Origin of the sequence: Bacillus pretiosus, from assembly GCF_051294775.1 — a bacterium.
Classification (GTDB): domain Bacteria; phylum Bacillota; class Bacilli; order Bacillales; family Bacillaceae_G; genus Bacillus_A; species Bacillus_A wiedmannii.
Genome location: NZ_JBPPHF010000001.1, coordinates 1,519,175 through 1,545,156, shown reverse-complemented (window position 1 = coordinate 1,545,156; position 25,982 = coordinate 1,519,175). Strand labels below are relative to the sequence as shown.

General features: G+C 35.1%; 25 protein-coding genes and 1 pseudogene. 21 read left to right on the top strand and 5 right to left on the bottom strand.

Annotated features, from left to right (window positions below; all coding sequences use genetic code 11):
* Window positions 1-117: 117 nt before the first annotated feature.
* Together ACSG5Z_RS07745 and ACSG5Z_RS07740 are read left to right on the top strand one after the other, a co-directional pair.
* Complete coding sequence (locus ACSG5Z_RS07745; protein ID WP_435711213.1) at window positions 118-624, top strand: DUF2243 domain-containing protein; 507 nt, start codon at window positions 118-120, stop codon at window positions 622-624.
* Window positions 614-1,438 carry a cytochrome c oxidase assembly protein gene (locus ACSG5Z_RS07740; RefSeq protein ID WP_435711212.1) on the top strand — a complete coding sequence of 275 codons (825 nt, stop codon included), beginning with the start codon at window positions 614-616 and terminating at the stop codon, window positions 1,436-1,438. Before ACSG5Z_RS07745 ends, ACSG5Z_RS07740 begins: the two co-directional genes overlap by 11 nt.
* Window positions 1,439-2,141: 703 nt before the next feature.
* Here the strand turns inward: ACSG5Z_RS07740 and ACSG5Z_RS07735 are convergent.
* Window positions 2,142-2,999, bottom strand: a complete 858-nt coding sequence (locus tag ACSG5Z_RS07735; protein ID WP_435711211.1) for an MBL fold metallo-hydrolase — start codon at window positions 2,997-2,999, stop codon at window positions 2,142-2,144.
* Between the two features lie 335 nt (window positions 3,000-3,334).
* Between ACSG5Z_RS07735 and ACSG5Z_RS07730 the strand changes: the two genes are divergently transcribed.
* Together ACSG5Z_RS07730 and ppsA are read left to right on the top strand one after the other, a co-directional pair.
* Window positions 3,335-4,537: a macrolide family glycosyltransferase gene (locus ACSG5Z_RS07730; protein WP_435711210.1), complete on the top strand. Its 1,203-nt coding sequence runs from the start codon at window positions 3,335-3,337 to the stop codon at window positions 4,535-4,537.
* Window positions 4,538-4,689: 152 nt separating this feature from the next.
* Window positions 4,690-7,296, top strand: a complete 2,607-nt coding sequence (gene ppsA / locus ACSG5Z_RS07725; protein WP_435711209.1) for a phosphoenolpyruvate synthase — start codon at window positions 4,690-4,692, stop codon at window positions 7,294-7,296.
* A 55-nt stretch (window positions 7,297-7,351) separates the two neighbouring features.
* Here the strand turns inward: ppsA and ACSG5Z_RS07720 are convergent, their stop codons facing one another.
* Entirely contained in the window at window positions 7,352-7,792 is a 441-nt protein-coding gene (locus tag ACSG5Z_RS07720) for a TetR-like C-terminal domain-containing protein (protein WP_435711208.1), read from the bottom strand.
* 257 nt (window positions 7,793-8,049) lie between these two features.
* Between ACSG5Z_RS07720 and ACSG5Z_RS07715 the strand changes: the two genes are divergently transcribed.
* The 9 genes and pseudogenes from ACSG5Z_RS07715 (at window position 8,050) to ACSG5Z_RS07675 (ending at window position 17,015) form a co-directional block, all read left to right on the top strand.
* Window positions 8,050-9,405: an RNA-guided endonuclease TnpB family protein gene (locus ACSG5Z_RS07715; RefSeq protein ID WP_435711207.1), complete on the top strand. Its 1,356-nt coding sequence runs from the start codon at window positions 8,050-8,052 to the stop codon at window positions 9,403-9,405.
* Between the two features lie 293 nt (window positions 9,406-9,698).
* Window positions 9,699-10,214: pseudogene (locus ACSG5Z_RS07710) on the top strand (ABC-2 transporter permease); the annotation flags it as partial.
* A 159-nt stretch (window positions 10,215-10,373) separates the two neighbouring features.
* Window positions 10,374-10,835 (top strand): DUF2691 family protein, encoded by a 462-nt coding sequence (locus tag ACSG5Z_RS07705; protein WP_435711206.1) that lies wholly within the window; start codon window positions 10,374-10,376, stop codon window positions 10,833-10,835.
* A gap of 26 nt (window positions 10,836-10,861) precedes the next feature.
* Window positions 10,862-11,374: a GNAT family N-acetyltransferase gene (locus ACSG5Z_RS07700; RefSeq protein WP_097858938.1), complete on the top strand. Its 513-nt coding sequence runs from the start codon at window positions 10,862-10,864 to the stop codon at window positions 11,372-11,374.
* A gap of 4 nt (window positions 11,375-11,378) precedes the next feature.
* Complete coding sequence (locus tag ACSG5Z_RS07695; protein WP_435711205.1) at window positions 11,379-12,257, top strand: aminoglycoside phosphotransferase family protein; 879 nt, start codon at window positions 11,379-11,381, stop codon at window positions 12,255-12,257.
* 112 nt (window positions 12,258-12,369) lie between these two features.
* Window positions 12,370-13,698 carry a YjiH family protein gene (locus ACSG5Z_RS07690; protein WP_435711204.1) on the top strand — a complete coding sequence of 443 codons (1,329 nt, stop codon included), beginning with the start codon at window positions 12,370-12,372 and terminating at the stop codon, window positions 13,696-13,698.
* Between the two features lie 465 nt (window positions 13,699-14,163).
* Window positions 14,164-14,751, top strand: coding sequence for a GNAT family N-acetyltransferase (locus ACSG5Z_RS07685; protein WP_060487280.1), 588 nt, complete (start codon window positions 14,164-14,166; stop codon window positions 14,749-14,751).
* A gap of 329 nt (window positions 14,752-15,080) precedes the next feature.
* Window positions 15,081-15,713 (top strand): YdcF family protein, encoded by a 633-nt coding sequence (locus ACSG5Z_RS07680; RefSeq protein WP_060487279.1) that lies wholly within the window; start codon window positions 15,081-15,083, stop codon window positions 15,711-15,713.
* 153 nt (window positions 15,714-15,866) lie between these two features.
* The gene (locus ACSG5Z_RS07675; protein WP_087984555.1) at window positions 15,867-17,015 is read left to right on the top strand and encodes an acyl-CoA dehydrogenase family protein; all 1,149 of its coding nucleotides are present in this window, start codon (window positions 15,867-15,869) and stop codon (window positions 17,013-17,015) included.
* Between the two features lie 136 nt (window positions 17,016-17,151).
* Here ACSG5Z_RS07675 and ACSG5Z_RS07670 read toward each other — a convergent pair whose 3' ends face one another.
* Together ACSG5Z_RS07670 and ACSG5Z_RS07665 are read right to left on the bottom strand one after the other, a co-directional pair.
* Entirely contained in the window at window positions 17,152-17,511 is a 360-nt protein-coding gene (locus tag ACSG5Z_RS07670; protein ID WP_000716630.1) for a nuclear transport factor 2 family protein, read from the bottom strand.
* A gap of 139 nt (window positions 17,512-17,650) precedes the next feature.
* Window positions 17,651-18,121, bottom strand: a complete 471-nt coding sequence (locus ACSG5Z_RS07665; RefSeq protein WP_137014486.1) for a DinB family protein — start codon at window positions 18,119-18,121, stop codon at window positions 17,651-17,653.
* Window positions 18,122-18,190: 69 nt separating this feature from the next.
* On the opposite strand from ACSG5Z_RS07665, the gene ACSG5Z_RS07660 reads away from it, so the two are divergent.
* The 5 genes from ACSG5Z_RS07660 (at window position 18,191) to ACSG5Z_RS07640 (ending at window position 22,648) form a co-directional block, all read left to right on the top strand.
* Window positions 18,191-18,919, top strand: a complete 729-nt coding sequence (locus tag ACSG5Z_RS07660) for an ArsR/SmtB family transcription factor (RefSeq protein ID WP_262749435.1) — start codon at window positions 18,191-18,193, stop codon at window positions 18,917-18,919.
* Window positions 18,920-19,138: 219 nt separating this feature from the next.
* Window positions 19,139-20,284: a stage II sporulation protein P gene (locus ACSG5Z_RS07655; RefSeq protein WP_435711203.1), complete on the top strand. Its 1,146-nt coding sequence runs from the start codon at window positions 19,139-19,141 to the stop codon at window positions 20,282-20,284.
* A 224-nt stretch (window positions 20,285-20,508) separates the two neighbouring features.
* Window positions 20,509-21,186 carry a copper homeostasis protein CutC gene (locus ACSG5Z_RS07650; protein WP_097858945.1) on the top strand — a complete coding sequence of 226 codons (678 nt, stop codon included), beginning with the start codon at window positions 20,509-20,511 and terminating at the stop codon, window positions 21,184-21,186.
* Window positions 21,187-21,209: 23 nt separating this feature from the next.
* The gene (gene lepB / locus ACSG5Z_RS07645; protein ID WP_088063882.1) at window positions 21,210-21,761 is read left to right on the top strand and encodes a signal peptidase I; all 552 of its coding nucleotides are present in this window, start codon (window positions 21,210-21,212) and stop codon (window positions 21,759-21,761) included.
* Window positions 21,762-21,922: 161 nt separating this feature from the next.
* Window positions 21,923-22,648: an alpha/beta fold hydrolase gene (locus ACSG5Z_RS07640; RefSeq protein WP_435711202.1), complete on the top strand. Its 726-nt coding sequence runs from the start codon at window positions 21,923-21,925 to the stop codon at window positions 22,646-22,648.
* 202 nt (window positions 22,649-22,850) lie between these two features.
* On the opposite strand, the gene ACSG5Z_RS07635 is transcribed toward ACSG5Z_RS07640, so the two are convergent.
* Complete coding sequence (locus ACSG5Z_RS07635) at window positions 22,851-23,264, bottom strand: hypothetical protein (protein WP_060487271.1); 414 nt, start codon at window positions 23,262-23,264, stop codon at window positions 22,851-22,853.
* Between the two features lie 252 nt (window positions 23,265-23,516).
* Here ACSG5Z_RS07635 and ACSG5Z_RS07630 point away from each other — a divergent pair, with 252 nt between their 5' ends.
* From ACSG5Z_RS07630 to ACSG5Z_RS07620, 3 genes are read left to right on the top strand one after another with little or no spacing between them, the layout of a single operon-like run.
* Entirely contained in the window at window positions 23,517-24,269 is a 753-nt protein-coding gene (locus ACSG5Z_RS07630; protein WP_435711201.1) for an IclR family transcriptional regulator, read from the top strand.
* A gap of 14 nt (window positions 24,270-24,283) precedes the next feature.
* The gene (gene pxpB, locus ACSG5Z_RS07625) at window positions 24,284-24,997 is read left to right on the top strand and encodes a 5-oxoprolinase subunit PxpB (protein WP_435711200.1); all 714 of its coding nucleotides are present in this window, start codon (window positions 24,284-24,286) and stop codon (window positions 24,995-24,997) included.
* The gene (locus ACSG5Z_RS07620; protein ID WP_435711199.1) at window positions 24,988-25,977 is read left to right on the top strand and encodes a 5-oxoprolinase subunit C family protein; all 990 of its coding nucleotides are present in this window, start codon (window positions 24,988-24,990) and stop codon (window positions 25,975-25,977) included. The genes pxpB and ACSG5Z_RS07620 overlap by 10 nt, the downstream gene beginning before the upstream one ends.
* The last annotated feature ends 5 nt before the right edge of the window (window positions 25,978-25,982 follow it).

Sequence of the window (25,982 nt, the reverse complement as noted above, 5' to 3'; positions counted from 1 at the left end):
TAAGTATCTATACGATATTTCTAACTGAACATTAGTTTCCTTTGGCGCTAAGTATGTTTAGCACGTTTTTCTTTTGGGAAAAATAAGAATATACATTAGTGGAAAGGGTAGGATTTAATGGTTACCAAAACCGATAATACAAGCTATTTAACCTCTTCTGTTTATTTGACCCGTAATCTCTGGTCAGGTATGTTGTTTGGTTTAGGGTTAGTAGCTTTTATAGATGAAACTATTTTTCATCAACTGCTGCATTGGCACCATTTCTATGATAAATCTACAACAGATATTGGACTGATTTCAGATGGTCTTTTTCATGCTTTTAGTTGGTTTGCAACGATTGGTTCCTTGTTCATGGTTGCTGATCTTCGCCGTAGAAATGCATTTTGGTTGAAAAGATGGTGGAGCGGGTTAATGCTTGGTAGTGGTGGATTTCAATTATATGACGGTATAATTCAACATAAACTAATGAAAATACATCAGATTCGATACGTAAATAATGTTCTTATCTACGACGTAATATGGAATATAATTGCGACTGTAATGGTCTTAATTGGAATTCTACTAGTTTTTCAGACAAGAACCGATGAAAGATTATTGAGAGGGAAAAGTTTAGATGAACAATAACCATCTTCATCACGAAATATGGAGTTTATTGGATTTTTCGTTATTCGTATTCATTTTAATTATATTAATAATTTATGTTGTATCGACGGTATTATCAAATCGTCAGTACAAACGATGGCCGTTATATCGAAGTGTCTTCTGGGTTTTAGGGCTTATTTGTGTAGCAATAGCAGTTGTTGGACCTTTAGCTCATCGTGCTCATAATGACTTCACAATACATATGCTTGTGCATTTGCTCCTTGGGATGTTTGCTCCAATTTTTATAGCATTAGCAGCTCCGATGACTCTTTTTTTACGAACGCTCAATGTGGGAACAGCGCGACGTCTTTCAAGTATACTAAAGAGTAGGCCTTTAAAAATCCTTACTCATCCAATTATCGCAACCTTGCTTAATTTAGGAGGGTTATGGATTCTCTATACGACTAACTTATACTCGATGATGCACAAAAGTATACTTCTTCATTTGTTCATACATTTCCATGTTTTTATTGCAGGATACCTGTTTACCACATCAATGATTTATGTTGATCCAATATCCCATAGGTATAGTTATATATGCCGATCAATTATTTTAATAGTTGCATCAGCTGGTCATGGGATATTATCGAAATACATATATGCTCATCCGCCTGCTGGTGTAGTCACTGAACAAGCTGAAATTGGGGGCGTGCTGATGTATTATGGTGGGGATTTCGTTGATATTGTTCTAATTTTTATACTTTGTTTACAATGGTTCAGGAGTAGCAAATCGAGAACGAAAGTCAATAATATAATAAGATTATCGGATTTTTTGAAACTAAAAACTTTGAAATAAAATTTAATCATACTGTACTTAAAAGAAACTTTGATAAAAATGAGTATTATATTTTCATTTTTAAAATTTACGTTATAACTATTCAATATTGAAATATCTCCATGTTCATCCTAAAGACTCTAACATTGAATTAATTACATCATTTCTATGAAATATACAAGATGAGATGATGGAGTCCAGTTTGTCATTAATCTATCTACATAAATTTCTTTTACTTCTGTCACAGCATATTAATAACTTTCATTAAAACTTCTTTAGCAGCTCGGTTAAAAGGAATGAATTTCGGGATATGGTTAAAAATATGGAGTTTGTATGAGTTTTAAAATTTATAAATAAAAAGCAGCTAGCAAAAGCTAACTGCAGCGAGAAAATTACATCCATGAATTTAAGGAGTATAACTATATCATGGTTAAGTATAGTATGAACAAAAAATTTAAGCCTATACTAAAAAATTAAAAAGAGCAGTTATTTATATGACTGCTCTTTAATGGTAAGAAATAAAGCCTGGGTAAGAAGCAGACTTTATTATAAATAGTGTGTGCGAAAGCTCGATTTTTATTCCAAAAAAGTAGTTCTATTCTTAGGATATATATATTGCCTACATTCAGTTGTTTAACAGATTAAGTTTAAAACCTTTTGAATGATAATGCTCTATTATATTTTGATTCACTAATATGAAAAGATAAACAAAATATTTTCATGCTTAATGTATCTTTTTGTCTACATATTTTCCATAATCGGGTACAGCGATTTTATCAAATTCTTGAACGAGTGTTTTAAGGCCTGTTGCTAGCAATTCACCTGACATTGGTATCCCATGTCCAGTAATAGCGACCAGAGGCTTTACTTCTTCTAATTTAATGACTGATTCTTTAGCGGCTTTCCAGTCTGTTGTTAAATAACGAGGGGGGCCGCTTATTTCCTGTTCCTGAGTAAATACTTTATATAGATATTCCTGTTTCACTGTAACAAAAGCATCCCCAGCAATTAAAGTTCGGTCTTTTTCTCGGAATAATGAAATATGCCCAGGAGTATGCCCTGGTGTATGAATCCATCTAAACTCTGGCATATGAGGAACAGTTCCATCTGTAGGTAGTACTTTTACGCTATGTCCTAAATCAATCGGCTCATTAGGGAACAGGGGAGACATTTTCGCTATCATACCACCTTCAACTGTTGGATCTGGTTCAGGATAGCTTTGCTGTCCAGTCAAGAACGGTATCTCCATTTGATGGGCATAGACGGGAACATCCCAATACTTAATGAGTTCAATTATTCCTCCAACATGATCAAAATGCCCGTGAGTTAAAATAATTGCTTTTGGACGGCTATTTGTACCAAATCGCTTCTTAGTGACAGAGATAATTTCATTTGCACATGTAGGCATTCCAGCATCAACTAAAACAAAATCATTGGTATGCGGATGTCCAACAAAACATATGTTGACGATTTGAATCGTGTAACAAAATAAATCAGGCAATACTTCGATGCCATGACCACTTTCAATAGAAGTTGCTGGAATAAACTTATAATCACTTCCATAATTCATTTCATTGTCCATTTTTTATCTCCCTTAAGTTATTTTCCTACACATTATAGTTCCCTAATTTTGAAAATCCATTTTTGGGGATGACGTTTTAAAAATACAATTTCATTCATTTTTTCTAGTATTTTACATTATGTTTACTTACATAGAGTGCATATTCAAACTTATTTCTGTCACAATTCAGAAAGTCTCCACTTGAAGTAGGCATCCATCTTTGGAGAATTTATAGTATATCGACTTTGTTTCTTACTCGTTTATTACATTTACTATCACAAGTATCCATTATTAAAATGAAGAGAGAAACGCACTTTATTATAGGGAATTTTTAATTTTAGAGGAGGAACTATTATATGGCAAAGGTACTGATGTTTAATTTTCCAGGGGAAGGGCATGTGAATCCAACTCTTGCTCTTATTGAAGAATTAGTAAAAAGAGGAGAAGAAGTTGTTTACTATTGTGTAGAGGAGTATAAGGGGAAGATTGAAAAAACAGGAGCTTCGTTTCGTCCATATGAAAATTTTTTAGAAAAAGTAGACATGTTGGAAAGAATGAATGGAAAAATACATCCCTCTGAACTATTATTACATATGGTAAAATCCATGGACAAAATAATAAAGATTATTATAGAAGAGCTGGAAGAAGAAAAATATGATTATGTAATATATGATAACAATTTTGCAGTAGGATGGATTATAGCTGAAGTACTAAATGTACCTAGAATTTCTTCATGTACAACATTTGCAGTTACTAAAAAGGTATTTAACGCCCTGATGAACAATCACAATGAAGGAGATAAAACATCACCTTCCTATCAAGAAGTTACGCGTATTCTAGAAAAATGGCAAAAGGTATATGGTTTTTCTATGAATGAAAAGAAAAATGTAATGACGTGTGCTGGAAATATTACTCTTGTATATACATCTGAATTCTTCCAACCAGATGTGGAGGAATTAGATGATTCTTATATTTTTGTTGGTCCCTCTATTACATCACGGAAAGATATGCAAGAAATTACTTTTAAACAAAAGGAAGAAGAGAAACTTATTTATATTTCTATGGGAACTGTATTTAATCAACAAATGGATTTTTATTATACATGTTTTGAAACATTTAAAAATTTTCCTGCTACTATCATATTATCTGTAGGAAAACATATTGACATTAACCAATTGAAAAATGTTCCACATAATTTCAAGGTTTATAATTATGTGCCTCAGCTAGAGGTCTTGAAACAGGCGAATCTTTTTATTACACATGGGGGAATGAATAGTTCTAGTGAAAGTTTGTATTTTGGTGTTCCTATGATCGTTATACCAGTTATGGGAGATCAACCGATAGTGGCTCAAAGAATAGAAGATTTAAAAGCTGGTATACAATTAAATCTAAAAAATCTTACTCCAGCGACATTATATAATACAGTAATGGAGGTATTATATAATGATGTATACTTAGAAAATAGTCATAAAATCAAATGTACTTTAAAAGATGCTGGTGGATATATTAAAGCTGCTGACACAATAGAAATATTTAAGATGAATATGGATATTAAATAAGATGCCCCAGTTTTAAAAAGCGGCAACTGGGGCATCTTATTACTTTCTTCCTAACTTAATTATATCATGTAAATCAAGTTCGAAATAGACTGTTTATTCGTATTTACTACTGCTACAATCAAGAACACATGCATAGTAAGGAGAGATGGTAAATGAGTTCTTTCGTTCTCGATTTTCAGGAAATAGAAAACACGCAGCTTGCACTCGTTGGTGGAAAAGGATTGAATTTAGGGGAGTTATCAAGCGTTCAAGGGATACAAGTGCCAGAAGGATTTTGTGTTACAACGGTAGGATATGAAAAGGCGATCGAGCAAAATGAGGAGCTTCAAACTTTGTTGCAGCAACTAACAAAGTTGAAAAAGGAAGAGCGAGCTCAAATTGGTGAAATGAGTAAGAAGATTAGAGAAGTCATTATGGCAGTAGAAATCCCTACTGATGTAGTGGAAGCGGTAGCTCATTATCTCTCACGTTTTGGAAATGAACATGCGTATGCCGTGCGTTCTAGTGCTACGGCTGAAGATTTACCGTATGCCTCATTTGCTGGTCAACAAGATACGTATTTAAATATTATTGGAGAAAAAGCAATTTTGCAGCATGTAAGAAAGTGCTGGGCTTCTTTATTTACAGAGCGAGCAGTTATGTACCGCATGCAAAATGATTTTGAACATAATCAAGTTTCTATATGTGTTGTCGTTCAAAAAATGGTTTTCCCTGAGGCTTCGGGAATTTTATTTACTGCTGATCCGGTTACTTCTAACCGAAAGGTAGTATCAATTGATGCCAGTTTTGGACTTGGTGAGGCATTAGTATCAGGACTGGTCTCTGCCGATAATTATAAAGTAAAAGAAGGCGAAATTACCGGAAAGATGATAGCAACTAAAAAATTAGCTATTTATGCTTTAAAAGAGGGCGGAACGGAGACGAAACAGATTGATCCGGCTCAGCAAAAAATTCAAACATTGTCTGAACAACAAATTTTACAACTAGCACAGATTGGAAGACAGATTGAAGCTTATTTTGGTTGTCCGCAAGATATTGAATGGTGTTTAGTGGATGATACATTTTATATTGTCCAAAGTCGCCCCATTACGACTTTATATCCAATTCCTGAAGAAAATGATGGGGGAAATCATGTGTATATATCAGTTGGCCATCAACAAATGATGACCGATGCGATGAAACCGCTTGGGTTATCTTTTTTCCTGTTAACGACTAATGCTCCTATGCGTAAAGCGGGAGGACGGCTGTTTGTGGATGCTACGCAACAATTAGCTTCACCTGCTAGCAGAGATTATTTAATAAACACTTTAGGAAAATCAGATCCACTCGTAAGAGATGCATTAACAACTATAATCGAGCGAGATAATTTTATTACATTGTTGCCGGATGATGAAAAAGAAAAGAGTGTTAGTAAAAGTAAGCAACCTGCAAATTCGCAACCAGAAATCGAAAATGATCCGGCAATCGTTACGAATTTAATACAGAATAGTGAAGCATCAATCGAAGAGTTAGAACGAAACATGCACATGAAATCAGGGGTGGATGTACTTGATTTTATTTTGGAAGACATTCAGCAATTAAAGAAAATATTATTTCATCCGCAAAGTATGGCTGTCATTATGGCAGGTATGGATGCTTCAACATGGATCAATGAAAAGATGGAGCAATGGCTAGGCGAAAAGAATGCAGCGGACACACTTTCTCAATCCGTACAAAACAATATTACGTCTGAAATGGGGCTAGCATTACTCGATGTTGCTGATGTGATTCGGCCATATCCAGAAGTTATTGCGTATTTACAACATGTAGAAAATGATAACTTTTTAGATGAATTAGTTCAATTTAAAGGCGGAGAAAAAACTCGAGATGCCATTCTAACTTTTCTAAATAAATACGGAATGAGATGCAGCGGAGAAATCGACATTACGAAAACGCGCTGGAGTGAAAAGCCAACAATCATTATCCCAATGATTTTAAATAATATAAGAGACTTTGAAGCTGGCGCTAGTAAACGGAAGTTTGAAGAAGGGTTGCAAGAAGCTTTGAAAAAAGAAAAAGAGTTAGTAGATCGATTGCAACACTTGCCGGATGGTACACAAAAAGTAGAAGAGACGAAGCAAATGATTCGTAACATCCGTAATTGTATCGGTTATCGTGAATATCCAAAATACGGCATGATTAATCGTTATTTCATATATAAACAGGCATTATTAAAAGAAGCCGAGCAACTTGTACAGAGAGGTGTCATTCATGAAATCGATGATGTATACTATCTAACCTTTGAAGAACTGCACGAAGTTGTTCGCACGAATAAACTAGATTACGCGCTTATTCATAAACAAAAAAATGAGTACAAATTATATGAAAAACTAACGCCTCCCCGCGTTATGACGTCTGATGGAGAAATCATTACAGGTAAATATAAACGAGAAAACCTCCCAGCTGACGCGATTGTAGGTTTGCCTGTTTCTTCAGGAGTGATTGAGGGAAGAGCTCGCGTTATTTTAAACATGGAAGATGCGAATTTAGAAGAGGGGGATATATTAGTTACTGCTTTTACTGACCCGGGCTGGACACCGTTATTTGTGTCTATAAAAGGGTTAGTCACCGAAGTTGGCGGGCTTATGACTCACGGGGCAGTGATTGCACGTGAATATGGATTACCAGCAGTCGTCGGGGTAGAGAATGCTACGAAACGAATAAAAGATGGGCAACGAATTCGGGTACATGGGACTGAAGGTTATATTGAAGTGTTGTAATGAAATAAAAGATCATCCGCTATTATAGTGGATGATCTTTTATTATATAGCTGACTTATTTTTTTAAGCCAGCCGCATAAAAAGGTCCATGAACTGCGATTGTTGATAAAATACGAGCAATTTCCTCAGGTGTTTCTTTTTGCCCGTTATTTAACCATTGCTGAATGACACCTATATGAGCAGATGCCATATAAGAAGCTAAGTATTGACTTGGGACAAGTAAATTTTCCTTATTAATGAGGGCACCATTCGTATCTTCAAATAGTGTTTTCCACATAAAGTCTTTTAGTTTTGTTTGGAAAGATAAATCTCCTTTTGGGCTTAATACTGCTTTCATAAAATCACTATTTTCATTTAGAAATTCAAGAATAGAAGTAATAAGTATAAACGGCATTGTTGGGGAAGGGTTTGACCCAAGATCAGCAATAACTTCAGGCAATCTCTGTTTGGCAATGCTAGAAAACTCATACATAATTTCTTCTTGGCATTTCGTCATTAAATCAAATTTCTCCTTTTCGGCAAGAAGGTAGGCTGAACTCTTTTGTTTCGTTCATAACGATGTTCCTAGGCGAATGTTTGTTCCTTTTGTCTTACGATACAATCTGCCCTTAGATAAGGAGGGAATAGATCGTAAGACAACGAAATTGAATAATCATAATCATTTTGTTAGTTGAGCCAATAGGAATTTGCGATGAAGGCCCCAATATGAATGTGTCAAAAGTAATGAACTCTCTAAGAAAGGTGGTGAAAACAATGGCTAGAAAGAAAGCAGTGAAAGTATTACGTAAACAAAAGAAAAGAGAAAACATGCAATGCTTCACGCAAAAACAAAATATCGGACGAGCTTGCTTGACTGCAAAAGAATTCCGCTTACTGCAACGCATGTCACATAGTTCAAAAGCATTGCGAAATGTTGGATTGTACACGATAAAACAAAGTTACCTGAATAATAACAAGATGGCTACTGTAAAAGAAGTAGATACTGCCATGCAAACCGATATGAACTACTGGGGCATGCAATCAAACTCTGTTCAAGCGATTCGTAGAGCCTTATTTACAGAAGTGAAGAGCTTTTTTAAAGCAATGGAACAGTGGAAGAAAAATCCTGAAACCTTCACAGGTCGTCCTAAATTTCCTAATTATTCTCGTTCCACTGACAAACGAATTATTGAAATCTATCAAGTTCCAAAAGTGGATGATAACGGGTATTGGACCATTCCGATGAGTGTTGCATTCAGGAAAAAATTCGGTCCCATTAAAATACGTATGCCAAAAAATATAAGAAATAAAAAAATCTCCTACATTGAGATTGTACCGAAGCAAAAAGGTCGGTTCTTTGAGGTGCATTACACATATGAGATGCACGTGTCTCAAATGAAGCAACCATCCACGACTACGAGTAACGCTTTGAGTTGCGATTTAGGTGTAGATAGATTAGTAAGTTGCGTAACCAATACAGGTGATGCATTCTTAATTGATGGGAAAAAATTAAAATCTATAAACCAATATTTTAACAAAATGATATGTAACCTCCAACAGAAAAATATGGACAACGGAATTTCAAAACGTATTGTAACGAACAAAATGGCTGCACTTTGGCATAAACGTGAACGACAAATAAATGGTTACATTTCACAAACTATAGGCCTGTTGTTCAAAAAAGTGAAAGCATTAGGCATAGATACGGTTGTCGTAGGCTATAACGTTGGTTGGAAACAAAAATCTGATATGGGAAAAAAGAATAATCAAACATTTGTGCAAATCCCGTTTCATAAATTGATTGCGGCAATTGAGAATAAGTGTGTAAAAGAAGGCATCCGATTTTTGAAACAAGAAGAAAGCTATACTTCAAAAGCTAGTTTTTTGGATAAAGATCCAGTTCCAGTTTGGTCTAAGGATAATAGAGTCCAATATTACTTTAGCGGCAAACGAATCACTCGTGGTCTGTACCAAAGTAAGGTAGGAACATGTATCCATGCTGATATTAATGGTGCGCTGAATACCTTGAAAAAATCAAAAGTTGTAGAATTGGAGGAAAGTTTGAAAGTGAAAACGCCGATTCTATTAGAAGTGCAAAAACGTAAGGCTGTTGCTTCACGCATAGCTTAGTGGGTGCGTCAACCATCCATTCATGTGTACTCGACTTGTCGGGGCTTGTAGCACACGCCGGATTCATCTGAGTGGTGGCTTCTTCCAGAAGGAAGAACTGCTCTTTTTCGAAAGGGTGGTACAAGTGGGAAAACAATCTTTCGTTGCCAGTACCAACCAAAAACATACTTGGGGTGTTACCATAAGGTGGCATGAATGCTAGAGCGTCAAACTGTCTAGCGATAGACGAAAAGACCTAGCGTTCGAACTCAAGCCCCCACTGAAACGTTTCAACTCAGAGGGGGTAGTTGACTGCGATAAGTAAAATGCCAGTAGGTACAAGAAAAGAAAGCTTCGTATTAAAACTAAAACAAATCATAACAGGAGCTGTCGCGGCACTTGTCATTGGATTTGGGCTTACATGGATTGCGGATGGTATGGTAGGATTAAATATTTCGAATTTTACGGATACGGCCTTATTTTTATCCATTACATCCTTTAGTTTCTTCTTAATGATATCAGCAGTACTTTCACTAGTTGGACTAAAAGGAATTGGTGTATTCGCACTCTTATTATTCTTTGGGGCACCGTTATTATCGTTAGCACCGGAAATGTTGTCGCCATTTTACCAAGATTGGGTGTACACATGGTTGCCAATGCGATTTATGATTGAAGGACTTAGAGAAATATTCTTCTTCGGAAAAGGGTTAAGCTGGAGTACACCTGTAACAGTACTCGTTTGGATTGGTATAGTAAGCATGGTTATCATACTTGGAACAGCTTTAAAACGTAGTGTAGTAAAGGAACATAAAACGGAAGTAAATGCTTAAAAAATAGTAGAGAAAAAACCGTTTCACTAGTAGTGGAGCGTTTTTTTTATGTTGAGATATAAGCTAGGTAACATAGAAGATATATTTAAGATGTAGTAGTTAATTGTGTTATATAATGTATAAAACAAAAACGACAATACACAAGAAAGGAGCGAACAAATGAAACGAGGGATTTTTGTAGATATTCCAAATGAATATGACAATCTACTTTGGAAAGTGTTAAAGCCAATCGATATTACTTCATTTGATTGGCGAGTGGAAAACGAGGAATCTTATTTCATATTACCTGATGGACTAGGACCAGAATTATTTTCAGAAGATAACAAGGTAATGAGTGGATTAGAATTGAAAAAATTAATAAAAGACAACATATATTATCTCATTTTTGCAGATTTGAAAGCGTATCCAAAAGGAGAAGTATTAGAAGAGATTGAAACATATGAAGAGTTCACAGAGAGCAAGTGTGAAGTAGTCGTATTAGTAGCAGACGGTGATTACATACACATTTATGCGAAAGACCAAAAAGCGATTGAATTGATGTATGAAAACGCACGGAATCAAGGTTTTTATGTTGAATACGTGACAGACGAAAATGACGGTAGAACGCGTTTGTCAGTATAGTAGTAATTTGAAAGGAGAACGGCAATATGGAGCGAAACACAGTTAAAGAATATACAATTCGAACTGCTACTGAAGAGGAAAGCGACAGCATTATCATTCTATTAAAAGAAGTTGCACAGTGGCTACAACATAAAGAAGTGGATCAATGGCAGTACTTGTTAGGCGGAGAGGCTCGAGCTGAAATACTAGAGTGTATAAGAGAGAAATATACATATGTGGTTACGAAAAAAGGTGAAATTGTCGGTACTGTTACTGTATCTCCTAAACAAAATGAATGGGATGAGCGTATTTTTGGTAAAGAGGAAGTTTCTAATTCTTTATACATTCATAGATTTGCAGTGAAACGGAAGTATAGGGGGAATGGAATCGGAGAGTGGATTTTACAATGGATAGACGAGAATGTGTACTGTGACAAAGAGTTTTTGAAACTAGATTGTGTTGGACATAATCGAACGTTGAATGATTTTTATAAGAGAAATGGTTTTGAATATGTTGGGAGTACAGAAGGACTTAGTAAGTTTCAAAAGAGGAGGGGATAAGTGGATGAATCAAATTCCTACTGCTTTAGTTAAAAGGTTGATAGAGGAACAGTTTCCTGAATGGGCACATTTAGAAGTGAGACCTGTAAAGTTTAGTGGGCATGATAATAGAACGTTTCATCTAGGGGATGAGATGAGTGTAAGGTTGCCAAGTGATGCGGCATATGCACCACAAGTAGAGAAAGAAAATAAGTGGTTACCGATATTAAGTAAGGAGCTTTCTTTACTGATTTCTACACCAGTTGCGAAAGGTAATCCGTCTGAATCGTATCCATGGCCTTGGTCTATTAATAAATGGATAGAGGGCGAAACAGTTACGAAACAAAATATTCGTGACTTAAATGAATTTGCGGCGGACTTAGGTGCATTTTTAGTAGAATTGCAATCCATTGATGCGAGTAATGGACCGATAGCTGGAGCACATAATTTTTACCGAGGCGGGCTTATATCTGTATATGATGAAGAAGCGAGAGGTGCTATCGAAAATAATAAGGACGTTTTTGATGAAACTGTATTAAAGCACCTTTGGGATGTAGCACTTCAGTCAACGTGGAAGCGTAAACCAGTTTGGGTTCATGGAGATGTTGCACCAGGAAATTTACTCGTTAAGGACGGAAAGCTTTGCGCCGTAATTGATTTTGGGATTTTAGGAGTAGGGGATCCTTCTTGTGATGCAGCGATGGCATGGACATTTTTTGATAAAAGTAGCAGAAACGTATTTAAAGGAGTATTGTGCATAGATGAAGAAATGTGGAATAGAGCGAGAGGATGGGCACTTTGGAAGGCGTTAATTACATATGATGCGAATAAGACTAGTAATAAAATAGTGGCAGAAGAATCGTATCGTGTTATTCAAGTTATTGTGGATGATTATGAGAGGTAGTAGAAAAAGCCTATTTTAAAATAGGCTTTTTCATATGATTAAATATTAGAAATCGAAAGAAGGAATGTAACATTATTATACAGAATATTTAGATAATAGGAGGTGTGGAATTTTGAGTGAAATTGAATTAAAAAAGAATGTAATTAAGACAAGGAGTGAGAAGGGGATCATTCTTCGGTTTATACTCGCTAGTCTAGTTGGGGTGTTTATGTTTTTCGTACCAGTTACGATAAATGGTGCTTCGTCCATTATGATTGATCATATCGTATCATGGATCAGGACTTCGGTTCCGAGCGTCGTACCTTATTACGCACTACTCGTTATGATAATGGGTGCAATTTATCCGTTTTATACAAAAAAATGGAATGCATCTATCGTAGACATTTGTTTTTCTAGTTTAAAAGTAGTTGGTGTTGTCTTTGGTGTATTATATTGCTTGAAAGTAGGACCAGCTTGGTTCTTTGCACCAGATGTAGGGCCGTTTTTGTATGAAAAACTAGTAATATCGGTAAGTTTACTCGTGCCAATTGGTTCGGCTTTTTTAGCGTTATTAGTCGGGTACGGATTACTAGAATTTATCGGTACGTTTTGTCGTCCGATTATGAGACCGTTATGGAAAACACCTGGACGATCAGCAATTGATGCGGTTGCATCCTTTGTGGGGAGTTATTCGTTGGCTTTATTAATTACGAATCGCGTGTATAAAGAAGGGAAGTATACGACAAAAGAAGCAGCTATTATCGCTACAGGTTTTTCTACAGTATCCGCAACATTTATGATCATCATCGCAAAAACATTAGACATTATGCATTTATGGAATGTTTATTTTTGGACTACTCTTGTTGTAACATTCATCGTAACTGCTATCACCGTAAGAATTCCACCACTTAGTAGAAAACCAGATACATATGTAACAGAAGAAGGGTTCCCAGAGCCCGTTTATAAAGAGAAAATGCTAGAACGCGCTTGGGAAGATGCGCTAGAAGTATCGAAATCTGCACCAAGTATTATGAAAAATATCGCAGTAAATTTAAAAGACGGATTTATCATGACAATGGGCATTTTACCATCCATTATGTCAGTCGGATTAATTGGTATCGTCTTAGCGAAATTCACGCCAATATTTGATTGGATCAGTTATATTTTCTATCCATTTACGTGGGCTTTACAGCTTCCAGAAGCAGAACTAGCTGCTAAAGCGGCATCTGTTGGTATCGCAGAAATGTTTTTACCTTCTCTTTTAGTTGTAAGTGCACCACTTGTGACAAAGTTTGTCATTGCGGTTGTTTCGGTATCATCTATATTGTTCTTCTCAGCTTCCATTCCTTGTATTTTATCGACAGACATTCCGTTAAAAGTATCGGAACTTATTATTCTCTACGTACAAAGAACGATATTAACATTACTTATTATTACGCCGATTGCTTATTTGTTACTTTAAAGTTTTAAAAAGATAAATCTCTAACAAAAGAAGCCTTCTGTAAAAGGAAGGCTTCTTTTGTTTAAAATCGGGGTATTCCCACATCACTATCATGCTAAGAAAATCAAATATCCTAAAACGTGAAAATATACTATTTTCTGTTTTTGTGATGTTTTTATTTATTTTTTGAATATGATGTCATACTTCTTAAGAAGATTCCTAGCCCTGCAAAAAAGAAACCTAAGCATAATAAGCTGCCTGGCGTTCCCCAAGTAATTTGATCTAGCATTTTTATCCCCTCCCGTTTATCATTATATAGCATTTATTGGGAATTATCGAAATTTTCCTTTTTAAAGGTCAGTGATGAGCTTTCCCGCCTTATACGAGAAGAATATATTTGAAAAGGAATTGTTTTAAATACATTCTATTATTCTTATAAAACGTTTTATTTTCATATGATATAGTAACAACAAAGGGGGCTTTCAAATGGAAATAATTCACGAAAGAGCAAAGTTACGGATAATAGATAGTGATGATGTCGAAACTTTGTTTTCGATTGTAGAAGGAAATCGGGATATTTGGGCGTATTTAATTTCTAAAATGGATAGTGTTCAAGATATGCAGCAATACGTTCAAAAAGCGATACAGGGTTATGGGAAGGGTACTCAAATACCTTTCGTTGTAGTGGATCAACAGACGAATACGATTGTAGGAAGTACACGTTTATATAATATTTCAGTAGAAGATAAAACAGTAGAGTTAGGGCAGACTTGGTATCATCCAAGTGTGCAACGTACGAGTATAAATACAGAGTGTAAGTATATGCTTCTTCACTATGCTTTTGAAAAATTGCATATGCTGAGAGTACAAATTAAGACGGATGCAAGAAATGAAAAAGCACAACGAGCAATTGAACGTTTAGGAGCAGTTAAAGAAGGTGTGCTTAGAAATGAAAGAAAATTACCAAGTGGTCATGTGAGAGATGCAGTTGTGTATAGTATTATTGCAAGCGAATGGCCAATAGTGAAAGCTCGTTTATTGGAAAAATTAGAATTGTATAAAGAAAAGTTATAATTCGTGTTTTGAAAGGTATATTGTTCGTAATACATGAAAAATATACCTTTTTTCTTACAAAATGCTACTTTATTTTAATTACTTTTGTTTCATCGTTCCCTTCTGAGAAAAAATTCGTTACAATGTAGTTGTATGGTAATAAACTTATGAATTTAAAACATGTAATGAAAACCGCAAATGAAAATGAATTGATAATCCTCAATTTTAAATGAAAACCCTTTTATATATAAATAACAAGTAAAGTTCCTTCTTTTAAATAAACTCAAACAAAACGATTTGATATAAATGTTTTTTATAGAAGTATGGATGATGTACGGAGGCAATTACAAATGAAAGAAAATAAGAAAAGTAAGAAAAGACGAATCTTTCAAGTGTTTTTACTAATGATTTGTTCTGCTATTTTATATGTAAGTTATGCAGCTTACGATATTTGGAGCTATCGTTTTAAAACAGATGATAGTATGAAAACGGATGCTGGTATCGTACTAGGAGCGGCTTCTTGGAATGGAAAACCATCCCCTGTATTTAAAGAAAGAATTAATCATGCAATTTCTTTATATAAGAACGGAAACATTAAAAAGATTATTTTTACGGGTGGTACAAAGTTCGAGGCAGAACTTGAGGAAGCGCGTACTGCAAGAGTATATGCAATGAAACAAGGTGTAAAAGAGGAAGATATTTTAATTGAAACAAAATCCCTTTTCACAGAAGAAAACTTAAAGAATGCGAAGGAAGTTGGAATAGAGAACGGAATACGCACATACACGATTGTAAGTGATCCACTTCATATGAAACGCGCAATGAGAATCGCAAAACATATTAATATTGAAGCGTATGCTTCACCAACGCCGACATCAGCATATAAAACGTTAGACACAGAAATACCATTCTTCTTTAAAGAATTATTCTCGTACATTGGATATGTAACCTCTTTGCCGTTAAAGGCATTGAAGGGAGACTAATATAAGAAAAGAACCTATTTTAAATGGGAACTTTTCTTATTGGTCAAAAACATTGTATTTTTATCGGAATAGTGAAACAATAGAGAGGTAGCTTCATATAATCATAATGAAAAAGTGAGCGGTTGATGAATCGAACATAAAGGAGATTATAGTATGGCACTCTCATTTGTTGAAACAGAAGAACAATCTTTCATTATTGAACAAATAAATAAATTGATTCCGAAGTTCATGGAAAGAGAGCATCAACTAAGTGAATTAGGATCATTTCCGTATGAAAATATAAGTGATTTGAAAGATATCGGATATACGAAATTAACGTTACCGAAGGAATTTGGTGGTAGTGCGATTTCTTTATATGACTTTGTTTTATTTCAAGAGAAAATCGCGGAAGGCTGCGGAGCTACTGCGTTATCGATTGGCTGGCATATTGGCATTGTGAAAGAGCTAGCGGAAAATCACTCTTGGAATGATGAGATGTTCAAATGGTTTTGCGAAGAAGTACGTAACGGTGCACTCTTTAATCGGGCAGCAACAGAACCAAAAACAGGGAGTCCGACGCGTGGTGGTAAGCCAGAAACAATAGCGGTTCAACAAGGCGAGAAGTGGATTATAAATGGAAGAAAAACTTTTACAACGATGGCGCCAATACTTGATTATTTTATTATTTCAGCGAGTATTGAAGGTCGAGAAGAAGTTGGAGAGTTTGTCATTCCGAGAAATATGCTCGGTGTATCCATTGAAGAAACGTGGGATAGCGTTGCGATGCGAGGGACTGCTAGTCATGACCTTGTCTTACAAAATGTAGAGATAGAAAATCGCTTTTTTACAGATGTAAAGGGCGGGAAAGTGAAACAAAAGGGTATTGGCTGGTTGCTACATATACCAGCATGTTATTTAGGAATTGCACAATCAGCAAGAAATTATGCAGTTCAGTTTGCGGGATCATACAAGCCAAATAGTTTAAATCATTCTATTAGTTTATTGCCGAATGTTAGAAGATTAGTTGGAGAATTAGAACTTGAGCTTATGCAAGCTCGCGTCTTTTTATATCAAATTGCGAAAAAGTACGATGAGGCAGAGGATAAACTATCATTGCAAGCCGAACTAGCAGCAGTGAAATATGCTGTAACAAATGCGGCAATATCTATTGTAGATAAAGCAATGCGCATCGTAGGAGCAAAAAGTTTATCAGAAAAAAATCCGCTTCATCGTTACTATTTAAACGTCAGAGCAGGATTGCACAATCCGCCGATGGATGATGCAACACTATCTATGTTAGCGGATGCGGCGTTTCGGTCGTAGTTTTTTTAACTTACATTTTATTGTTTATGGACAATATAGTTGTTTTGAAAGCACGTGTTTGATTAGTAATCGAACACGTGCTTTTTATGTGTACGACGTACCAAATTGAGATGTAGATTTTTAGTATAAATGGTTATCATGATTTTGTAAGTGTTCCTTGATGGAAAAACATTTGCCATTTTCCATCTATCAGTTTCCAAATGGAACTTCGCAAAGTATTCTGCATTCTAGTTTCATCTCTTACAAGATATGTCGCCAACACAGTATCCTTCGATAAAGGGTATATTTCAAAATTAGAAAGAGTCATTTCTCTCACACTAAGTCCGTCTCCACCAACAGAATCCTTCTTATACCAAACGTTTCCCGAACTTCCAAACTCAAAAAAGTCGTCTGCAAGTAATTTGTCCAGTTCTGCTGGATTTGTACGAGTTTTAGGTTCTAATAGTTTTTCCTCCAGTTCACATAAATGCTTTTTTAATTCAGAGTGCTTTTTCACGTGATCATCCCCATATATTAATTATCGTACAACAACTAAATTGCTCTTTTTAACTAACGGGAAGAATTTTGACTAGTTAGATAATTGATTGCGTATTATTATAATGCCAGTTTGAAAGCTTTGTAAACATTTGTTATATTTAATCCCAAATTAAAGGTCTTTCAAAGTTTATCATTCGTAAATATTGTAAAAATTGACCAGCATGGACCGCATCATGATAGGCAATTCGTAATAGCATGTCGCCTAAATATCTTTGATAGCCAACATCGCTTCGATCAATAAGGGTTGAATCTAGCTCAGCTATGCTTATGGATTGAACATACTCTATGAAGTCAGTAAAGTACGATTGTGCCAATTCAATTTCTTTTTTTATACAAGTAATTGGCTCGTCATCATACGGGAAATGTATATCATTTATTGAGCCGTTGTTTTTTAAAATCATATGATAGTAAAAAGTTGAGCTCCATACATGACGAATCATCTCACCAAAGGACATAGCTTCATGATCAGGCTTCCAATTAAGAAAATTATCGGGAAGAGAATTCCATAATTTTTCTGAGCGCCTTCTCGTTTCTTTCAAATTTAATATACTAAGATCAATTGCATTCATAATACATTCTCCTTTACTATTAAACTTAAAATAATTGTATCAGTTTAATAGTTAGGGTATCATCGAAATATGAATGTATATCCGAATATCTCATATATAGCTAAACTAATTGCTGAACCTACAAGAGCAATTATCTTAGATTGTCTAATGAATAATCAGGCACTACCTGCTAGCGAATTGGCTTATATGGCAAAGGTGTCACATCCAACGATTAGTTCTCATCTTTCTAAATTAGTAGAGGGGAATCTACTTACAGTTGAACAACATGGTAGACATCGTTACTATCGACTTGCTAATCAAGAGGTAGCAGAAGTTCTTGAAAAGTTAGGAACAATTGCACCATCAGTCCAAGTTCGGTCTTTAAAACAATCGGATCAACTAAAACAAATTCGTTATGCTCGAACTTGCTATGATCATCTTGCAGGCAGACTCGGTGTAGAGATAACTGAAAAATTACTACATAGGGAATTTATAATTTTAAAGGAAGGAGAATACATTGTAACGGAACAAGGTAAGCAATGGTTTCTGAATTTTGGAATAAATATTGAAACGGCAGATATAAAGAGAAGGGTATTTGCAAAACCTTGTCTTGATTGGAGTGAACGACGCTACCATATTTCTGGTTGGTTAGGATCTGCGATAGCAAAACTATTTTTTGAACAGGAATGGATTACAAAAACGGATAAGAATAGAGCCGTCCATCTTACAAAAAAAGGTATGAAATTATTGAAAGACCAATTAGGCATTGACATGGAAAATAAAAAAGTCCATCAAAATGCAGTGACTCCTATCGAGTAAACAGTATTAAATAACCTGAGTTCTATATTTATATAGACTCAGGTTATTTAATTTGTTTTAAAATCTTTGATGATATTTGTATATGGAAACTTTAACCTCATTTGCTTTACGGAAAGAGGTTAAATGAAAACATAGTAGTTTGAGGCAGTTCTATTAAATTATTAATCATATTCATTGAAAATTAAGCGTAAGAATATAGTAAATGAAGGGAGATATAAAATGAATAAAGTGAAACTGAAAGTATTAAATGCAAGGTATGTAGTGATATGTATTTTATTCACTATTATATGTATCCTCACTTCATTCTTCATTTCTAGTAATTCCAGCGTATTTAAATCATTTTATATGAATCAGTTATTAGGAACGAATTCTACTAAAGGTCTTATGTATATGATAGAAAGTGAAAATCGTTATTTTGCAGAAGAATTTCATAAAGAAAAAGGACGAGCGTCTTTGGAATCTTTTTTACTGTCACTTTCTACAAACATTAATATAAATGATCTCCGAAGTTTATTAACTAGAGAACTTCCTAATATGAATCAATTTTATTCGGAAATATTAATTGCTGGAGAAGGAACAGATTATACGAACATTCCTGAAGAATCCAGTATTCCTTTAGATAACATTAAAGATAAAGGTACTGCTATTAAACACCCAAAGAGTGGGAAAGAAAACAATTCTACTGGTGAAAATTCAAATACACAAAATAACGGTGAAAATAAAGTTTTTATTTATCATACACATAGTTGGGAAGCGTTTATTCCTCTCATTCCAGGTGCTACGATACCCGATGATGCTTCCAGTACAAATAATGAAGTGAATATTACGTTTGTTGGAAACTATTTAAAACAAAAGTTAGAAGAAAAAGGAATAGGTGTTTCACATGATACGACAAATATGAGGGATTTTCTGCGAAATAAAAATTTAAATTGGGCCCAATCTTACAAAGGATCCCGTCAAATATTACAAGATAAATTAGCACAAGATAAAAATATTATGTTTCCAATGGACCTTCATAGAGACGATGCACGAAAAAATATTACAACAAAAAATATTAACGGAAAGAATTATGCTCGGCTCTATTTTATTTTAGGACGAGAAAATCCTAACTATGAAAAAAATAAAAAAATAGTAACGGCAATAAATTCATATTTAGATGAGAAGTATTACGGTTTAAGCCGAGGGATTTTTATTAAAGATCGTAAAAGCGGGAACGGAGTATATAATCAAGACCTTTCTCCCAATGCATTACTTATTGAAATGGGAGGGGTAGATAATACACCAGAAGAATTGTATGCGTCAGTTGACGCATTAGTAGAAGCATTTAGCCACTATTATAATGAAGTAACTAAGAAAAATAACTAAATGTATAGGGGAAACCTAGTATTTTTGTAAAATAAAAAGGAGTGACACCTAGTCAGAAGTTCTAGGGGTTACTCCTTTTTTAGTAGAATATAATATTAACAATGAAGGCAATCAATAAAAAAATCTTTCTTTTCATTCTTCTTTTTACAGTTTTATAGGAGAATGCTATGTTTCTTATTTCAGCTACTGTATAATAAGAAAAAAGCACGAAAAGAGGTCATCTCATGCTAGAGGTTATTGCAACATGTTTAGAAGATGTGAAACGAATTGAACGAGCTGGCGGGAAGCGAATTGAATTAATTACATCTTATACAGAAGGCGGTTTAACGCCGAGTTATGCATTTATTAAAAAAGCGGTAGAAGCAGTACATATACCGATTCACGTAATGATTCGTCCGCATGCGAAGTCTTTTACATATACGGAAGAAGAAATTGAAATGATGAAGGAAGATATTATCATTGCGCAGAAGTTAGGTGCAGCTGGTGTTGTATTAGGTGTATTAAACGAACGAAATGAAGTGGATGAAGAGAAATTAGCGAATTTACTATCTGTTGTAGAGGGAATAAATGTAACGTATCACCGAGCGATAGATGATATAGAGAATCCAGTAGAAGCGATGAAAACTTTAAAGAAGTTTCATAAAGTGACTCACGTTTTAACTTCAGGTGGACAAGGAAATATAGTAGAGAATATTCCGGTGCTTGCAGAAATGCAAAAGGTAAGCGATGGTCAAATTCAACTTGTTGCTGGAGCTGGCGTGACGAAAGAAAATATAAAGCGATTGCTAGATGAAACTGGAATTTCGCAAGCTCATGTCGGTACAGCGGTAAGAGAAGGGAAATCATGTTTTTCTGAAATTGATCTTAATTTAGTGCAAGAATTAGTTCAAATCATACAATAAACACGTAAGAAAGAGGAGAAACGATGAAGGAAAATACGAAGAAAGAATTATTCTCATGGGCTAAAACGATAGGATTTACTCTTGTATTAATTGCTATTATTCGCGGTGTTTTATTTACACCTTCATTAGTACAAGGTGAATCGATGATGCCTACTTTAGAAAATAACGAACGAGTTCTTGTGAATAAGATTGGTTATAGTATAAGTGGATTAGATCGCTTTGATATTATCGTCTTCCACGGAAAAGAAGGATACGATTTAGTAAAACGAGTGATTGGTTTACCAGGCGATACAGTGGAGTATAAAAACGATGTTTTATATGTAAACGGAACAGCGATGGAAGAACCATATTTAAAAGAGTTTAAAGAAAAAGCAGCAGGCCGTGTATTAACTCCAGACTTTACGTTAGAACAAATCACTGGAAAAACGAAAGTGCCAGAAGGCCAAGTGTTTGTTTTAGGAGATAATCGTGAAGTTTCAAAAGACGGTCGAATGTTCGGATTTATTTCAGAAGATGAAATTGTCGGAAAAGGCCAAGCTGTTTTCTGGCCGTTGAAACAAGTAAGAGCGTTATAAAGAAGTATGAAATATAATACCCTATAGAATAGACACCCGAAAAAAATCTATTTTATAGGGTGTTTTTTGTATAATAAATCAATTGAAAATAAAAGACTATTAAGAAGCAAGCAAGAAAAGGTTTGTCTCCTTGATCATATATATTACGAGTAGGTGATTTTGTGGAAAAAGAAAGGAAATATGCTATTATGGCAGATGGCAGTCAAATTTATTACGAGAAAAACGGACGAGGTTTTCCACTATTTTTGTTACATGGGAATAGTGGCAGCGGGAAATATTTCTCTAAGCAGGTGCCTGAATTGGAAAAGTGTTTTCAAATATTCTTAGTCGATAGCCGTGGGCATGGGCGTTCGACTAACGTCTCCAAAAATTTAAACTTCCCACTAATGGTCGATGATTTGAAAACAATAATGCTTTTAGAAAACATTCGGAAAGCAGACTTTCTCGGGTTTAGCGATGGAGCCAACTTAGCAATGATGTTTACTACTTCGTATCCCGAATACGTTCATCGACTCGTTTTAAATGCAGGAAACACAAAAACAAGTGGAGTTCGTTTTTTAGTGTTAGCAGCTATTTATGCATTGTATGGTTTTGTTTTCATTCCTTCCTTATTTAGTAAGAAAATACAGCAGAAACTATCCATTCTCAGTTTGTTACTCCATGATATTGGTGTCTCAGAATTAGATTTAAAACAAATAAGTTGCCCGACTTTAATATTGGTTGGGGAGCATGACATTATAAAACGCAAACATTCCATATACTTAGCAAAGACAATTCCAAATGCTTCATTTGTCTCAGTTTCTGGACAGGGACATACATTTGCACGAAAAAATCCCCAACAATTCAACCAAGAAATTTTAAAGTTTTTGAAAGAAAAGTCAAGTTAAAGACTGAAAAATTATTCAGACATTAATTATACATGAGTTGAAAAGATGTATAAAGATGGTCAGTACAAGCCTAGATCTATTACGGAATATTTGTAAATAATCTTGTCATGAAAGAAGCGAAAAAGTATACTAACAAATTAAATGGAATTTAAAAAAGATGACTTCTGGGAATACAGAAATCATCTTTTTTTGTCCTACTTATTTAAATGTTAGGTTTTGCTATAACTTGAACTTTTGAAAGAGAACCATCATTATTTCTAAATTTTATTTTGTATTCACCTTCAGGAAGCCAATCACTCCAATTTATATTAAATTCATTGATTGCTTGTTCCCCAGTTTTTAAAGTTCCGTCAATCATCCAAGAACCTTTAGCGTTATATAAAGTGTAACTAAAAGGAGAATCGCCTATATTTTTTACAAAAAGGCTTAATTCATCACCGTGAGAGTAGTTAAAGCCAGAAATACTTGATCCGAAAAAATGAATTTCTTCGTTCGCTATTTTATGATATTGGGCAACTGTAGCGGTTGCATGAGTATCTTCATTCGTCGCAAATGTTACATTATAACCTATACAAAAAGATAACATAATAGCAGGAATTACTAGCAACTTTTTCAAAAGAAACACTCCTTATATGTTGTTTTACATATATCATGATAATTGAAATATATTGGATATGTAATAGTTTGATGTGAAAATTTACAAATGCATTTAATTATTTACGTTTTTTAAACTACTGACAAATATATCGGTTCATAGGCTTGAAAAAAATATTGATAGAATTAAAAGAATATTTTATAATTTTAAATTATATGTTTGTTTCGAAAAACGGAATTTAAGTTCCGAAATTCGGAACAAGAGGGAGATAGAATGAGTATAAATAAAACGGCAGTTAAGACAATGGATATTTTAGAGTTGTTTTATGAGCATGAAGAGCTAAGTTTAACAGATATGGTTCAGCTTACGAGTATGCCGAAAACATCTGTTTATCGTTTAATTGGCTCGTTAGAAGAAATGGAGTTTTTAAAAAAAAATGAGAAGGGGAAGTATCGTCTAGGAGTCGTTTTTTTACGGTTCGGTCAACTTGTTTCACAAAGATTATCCGTAAGAAATATTGCGATTCCATATATGAAAGAGCTTAGAAATAGTTTAGGACAGGCAGTTAATTTAATTATTCAAGATGGTAATGACGCGATTTATGTGGAAAAGATGGAAGGTGTTCAGCCTGTACGCGTGTATACAGCTGTTGGAAGAAGAGCACCGCTTTATGCTGGCGCATGTCCGAGGATTTTACTTTCGTATTTCTCTGAGGAAGAGAAACGGAAATACGTAGAGGAAACGGATTTAAAACAGTTTGCAGATGGAACAATTGTGGATAAGAAACAATTGCTAGAAGTGTTACAAGTGGCGAAAAAGGAAGGACATACAATTAGCTACTCTGAGTTAGAAAATCATACAGCGGCTATAGCAGCGCCCATTTTCGCAAGCGATGGAACGGTTGTAGCAGGTATTAGTATTTCGGGATTAGCAATTGAGTATAACGAAAGTAACATTGCATATTTTATTGCGAAGGTGAAAGAAACAGCACATCGAATTTCGAAAGAACTCGGCTTTTTAGCATAGAAAGAGGGAGTGGGATGAAATTTTCTGCGTTAGGGGATCAAGCAATTATTGTTACATTTGGTGAAGAAATTGGGATGGAGACATACGAAAAAGTGCAGCGATTGTTTCAAGCGTTGAGGCGGCATCCGTTTACAGGAATGGTAGAATGCGTTCCGACGTTTACTTCCTTAGCGGTTTATTACAATGTATACGAAGTGTGGAAGAAAAATGGGAGCAGTGAAGGGCCATATAATTACGTCTGCCAATATATAAAAGAGCTGTGTAATTCGTATAAAGAAGAAGTGAATCAAGATACGAAACATATTTCTATACCAGTTTGCTACGGTGGAGAATATGGACCTGATTTAGAAGAGGTCGCACATTATAGAGGATTACGAGCGGAGGATGTCATTCGCATACATAGTGAAACAACATATTTTGTGTATATGTTAGGTTTTACACCAGGGTTCCCGTATTTAGGAGGGCTATCAAAAGAGCTAGAAACACCTAGAAAAGAAACACCACGGTTACAAATACCTGCTGGTTCAGTAGGGATTGGCGGAAATCAAACAGGTATATATCCGCTTGAAACACCGGGTGGATGGAATATTATTGGCCGAACACCAATCTCCTTATTTAATCCAGAAGAAGAAACACCAACATATATTCAAAGCGGTATGTATTTACGATTTATCCCAATAACGAAGGAAGAGTACGTATTACTTGAGGGGGCTAAAGAATGGATGTAGAAGTTTTACATGCAGGAATGTTTACAACAGTCCAAGATTTAGGGCGAGCTCATTATCAACAATACGGTGTACCAGTTGGCGGGGCCATGGATCAAAGTGCACTTCGGATGATCAATATGTTAGTCGGTAATGAAGAGAATGAAGCGGGACTCGAAATGACAATTATGGGGCCTAAATTGTTAATAAAGAAAACGACTTTACTTGCGATTGGCGGAGCAAATATGGAGCCGTTACTGAATGGGAAGCGAATTCCATTATGGCGTCCCATTTTAGCGGAAGAAGGTAGTATGCTTTGTTTTGGGAAAGTGAAAAGCGGTTGCAGAGCGTATGTGACTTTTGCAGGTGGTATACAGATTGATCGCATAATGGGAAGCAAAAGTACTTACATACGTGCTGCAATTGGTGGTATTGAAGGAAGAATGCTGAAAAAGGGAGATTATTTTCAAATTGGAACGCACACAGAAATGGCGAGTCATTGCATTCAAAACTTACAAAACGATGAGCGAAACAAAACGAAATGGGTAATTAGCAGCAGCATACTGCCACAGTATAAGAAGTACTCTAAGCTTCGTGTCATAACTGATTTTGAATATGATCAATTTACAGAAGAAAGTATACAGGCATTTTTTACAAAAGAGTATAAAGTATCTAATTACGCTGACCGTATGGGTTATAGAGTTGAAGGAGAAGTTTTAAATAGAGTGGAAGAAAAAGAGATTTTATCGAGCCCCGTTACATTCGGAACGATTCAAGTGCCAAACGGTGGACAGCCGATTATATTAATGGCAGATAGGCAAACGACAGGTGGCTATCCGAGAATGGGAAATATCATTTCAGTAGATTTACCTCTTCTTTCTCAGCTAAAACCGGGGGACTATGTTTCATTTGAGAAAATTACGCTTGAAGAAGCGGAACAATTGTACATAGAACAAGAAGTAAATATGAATCTATTAAAGAAATTCATCGCTTTACGAAGCTGACATTG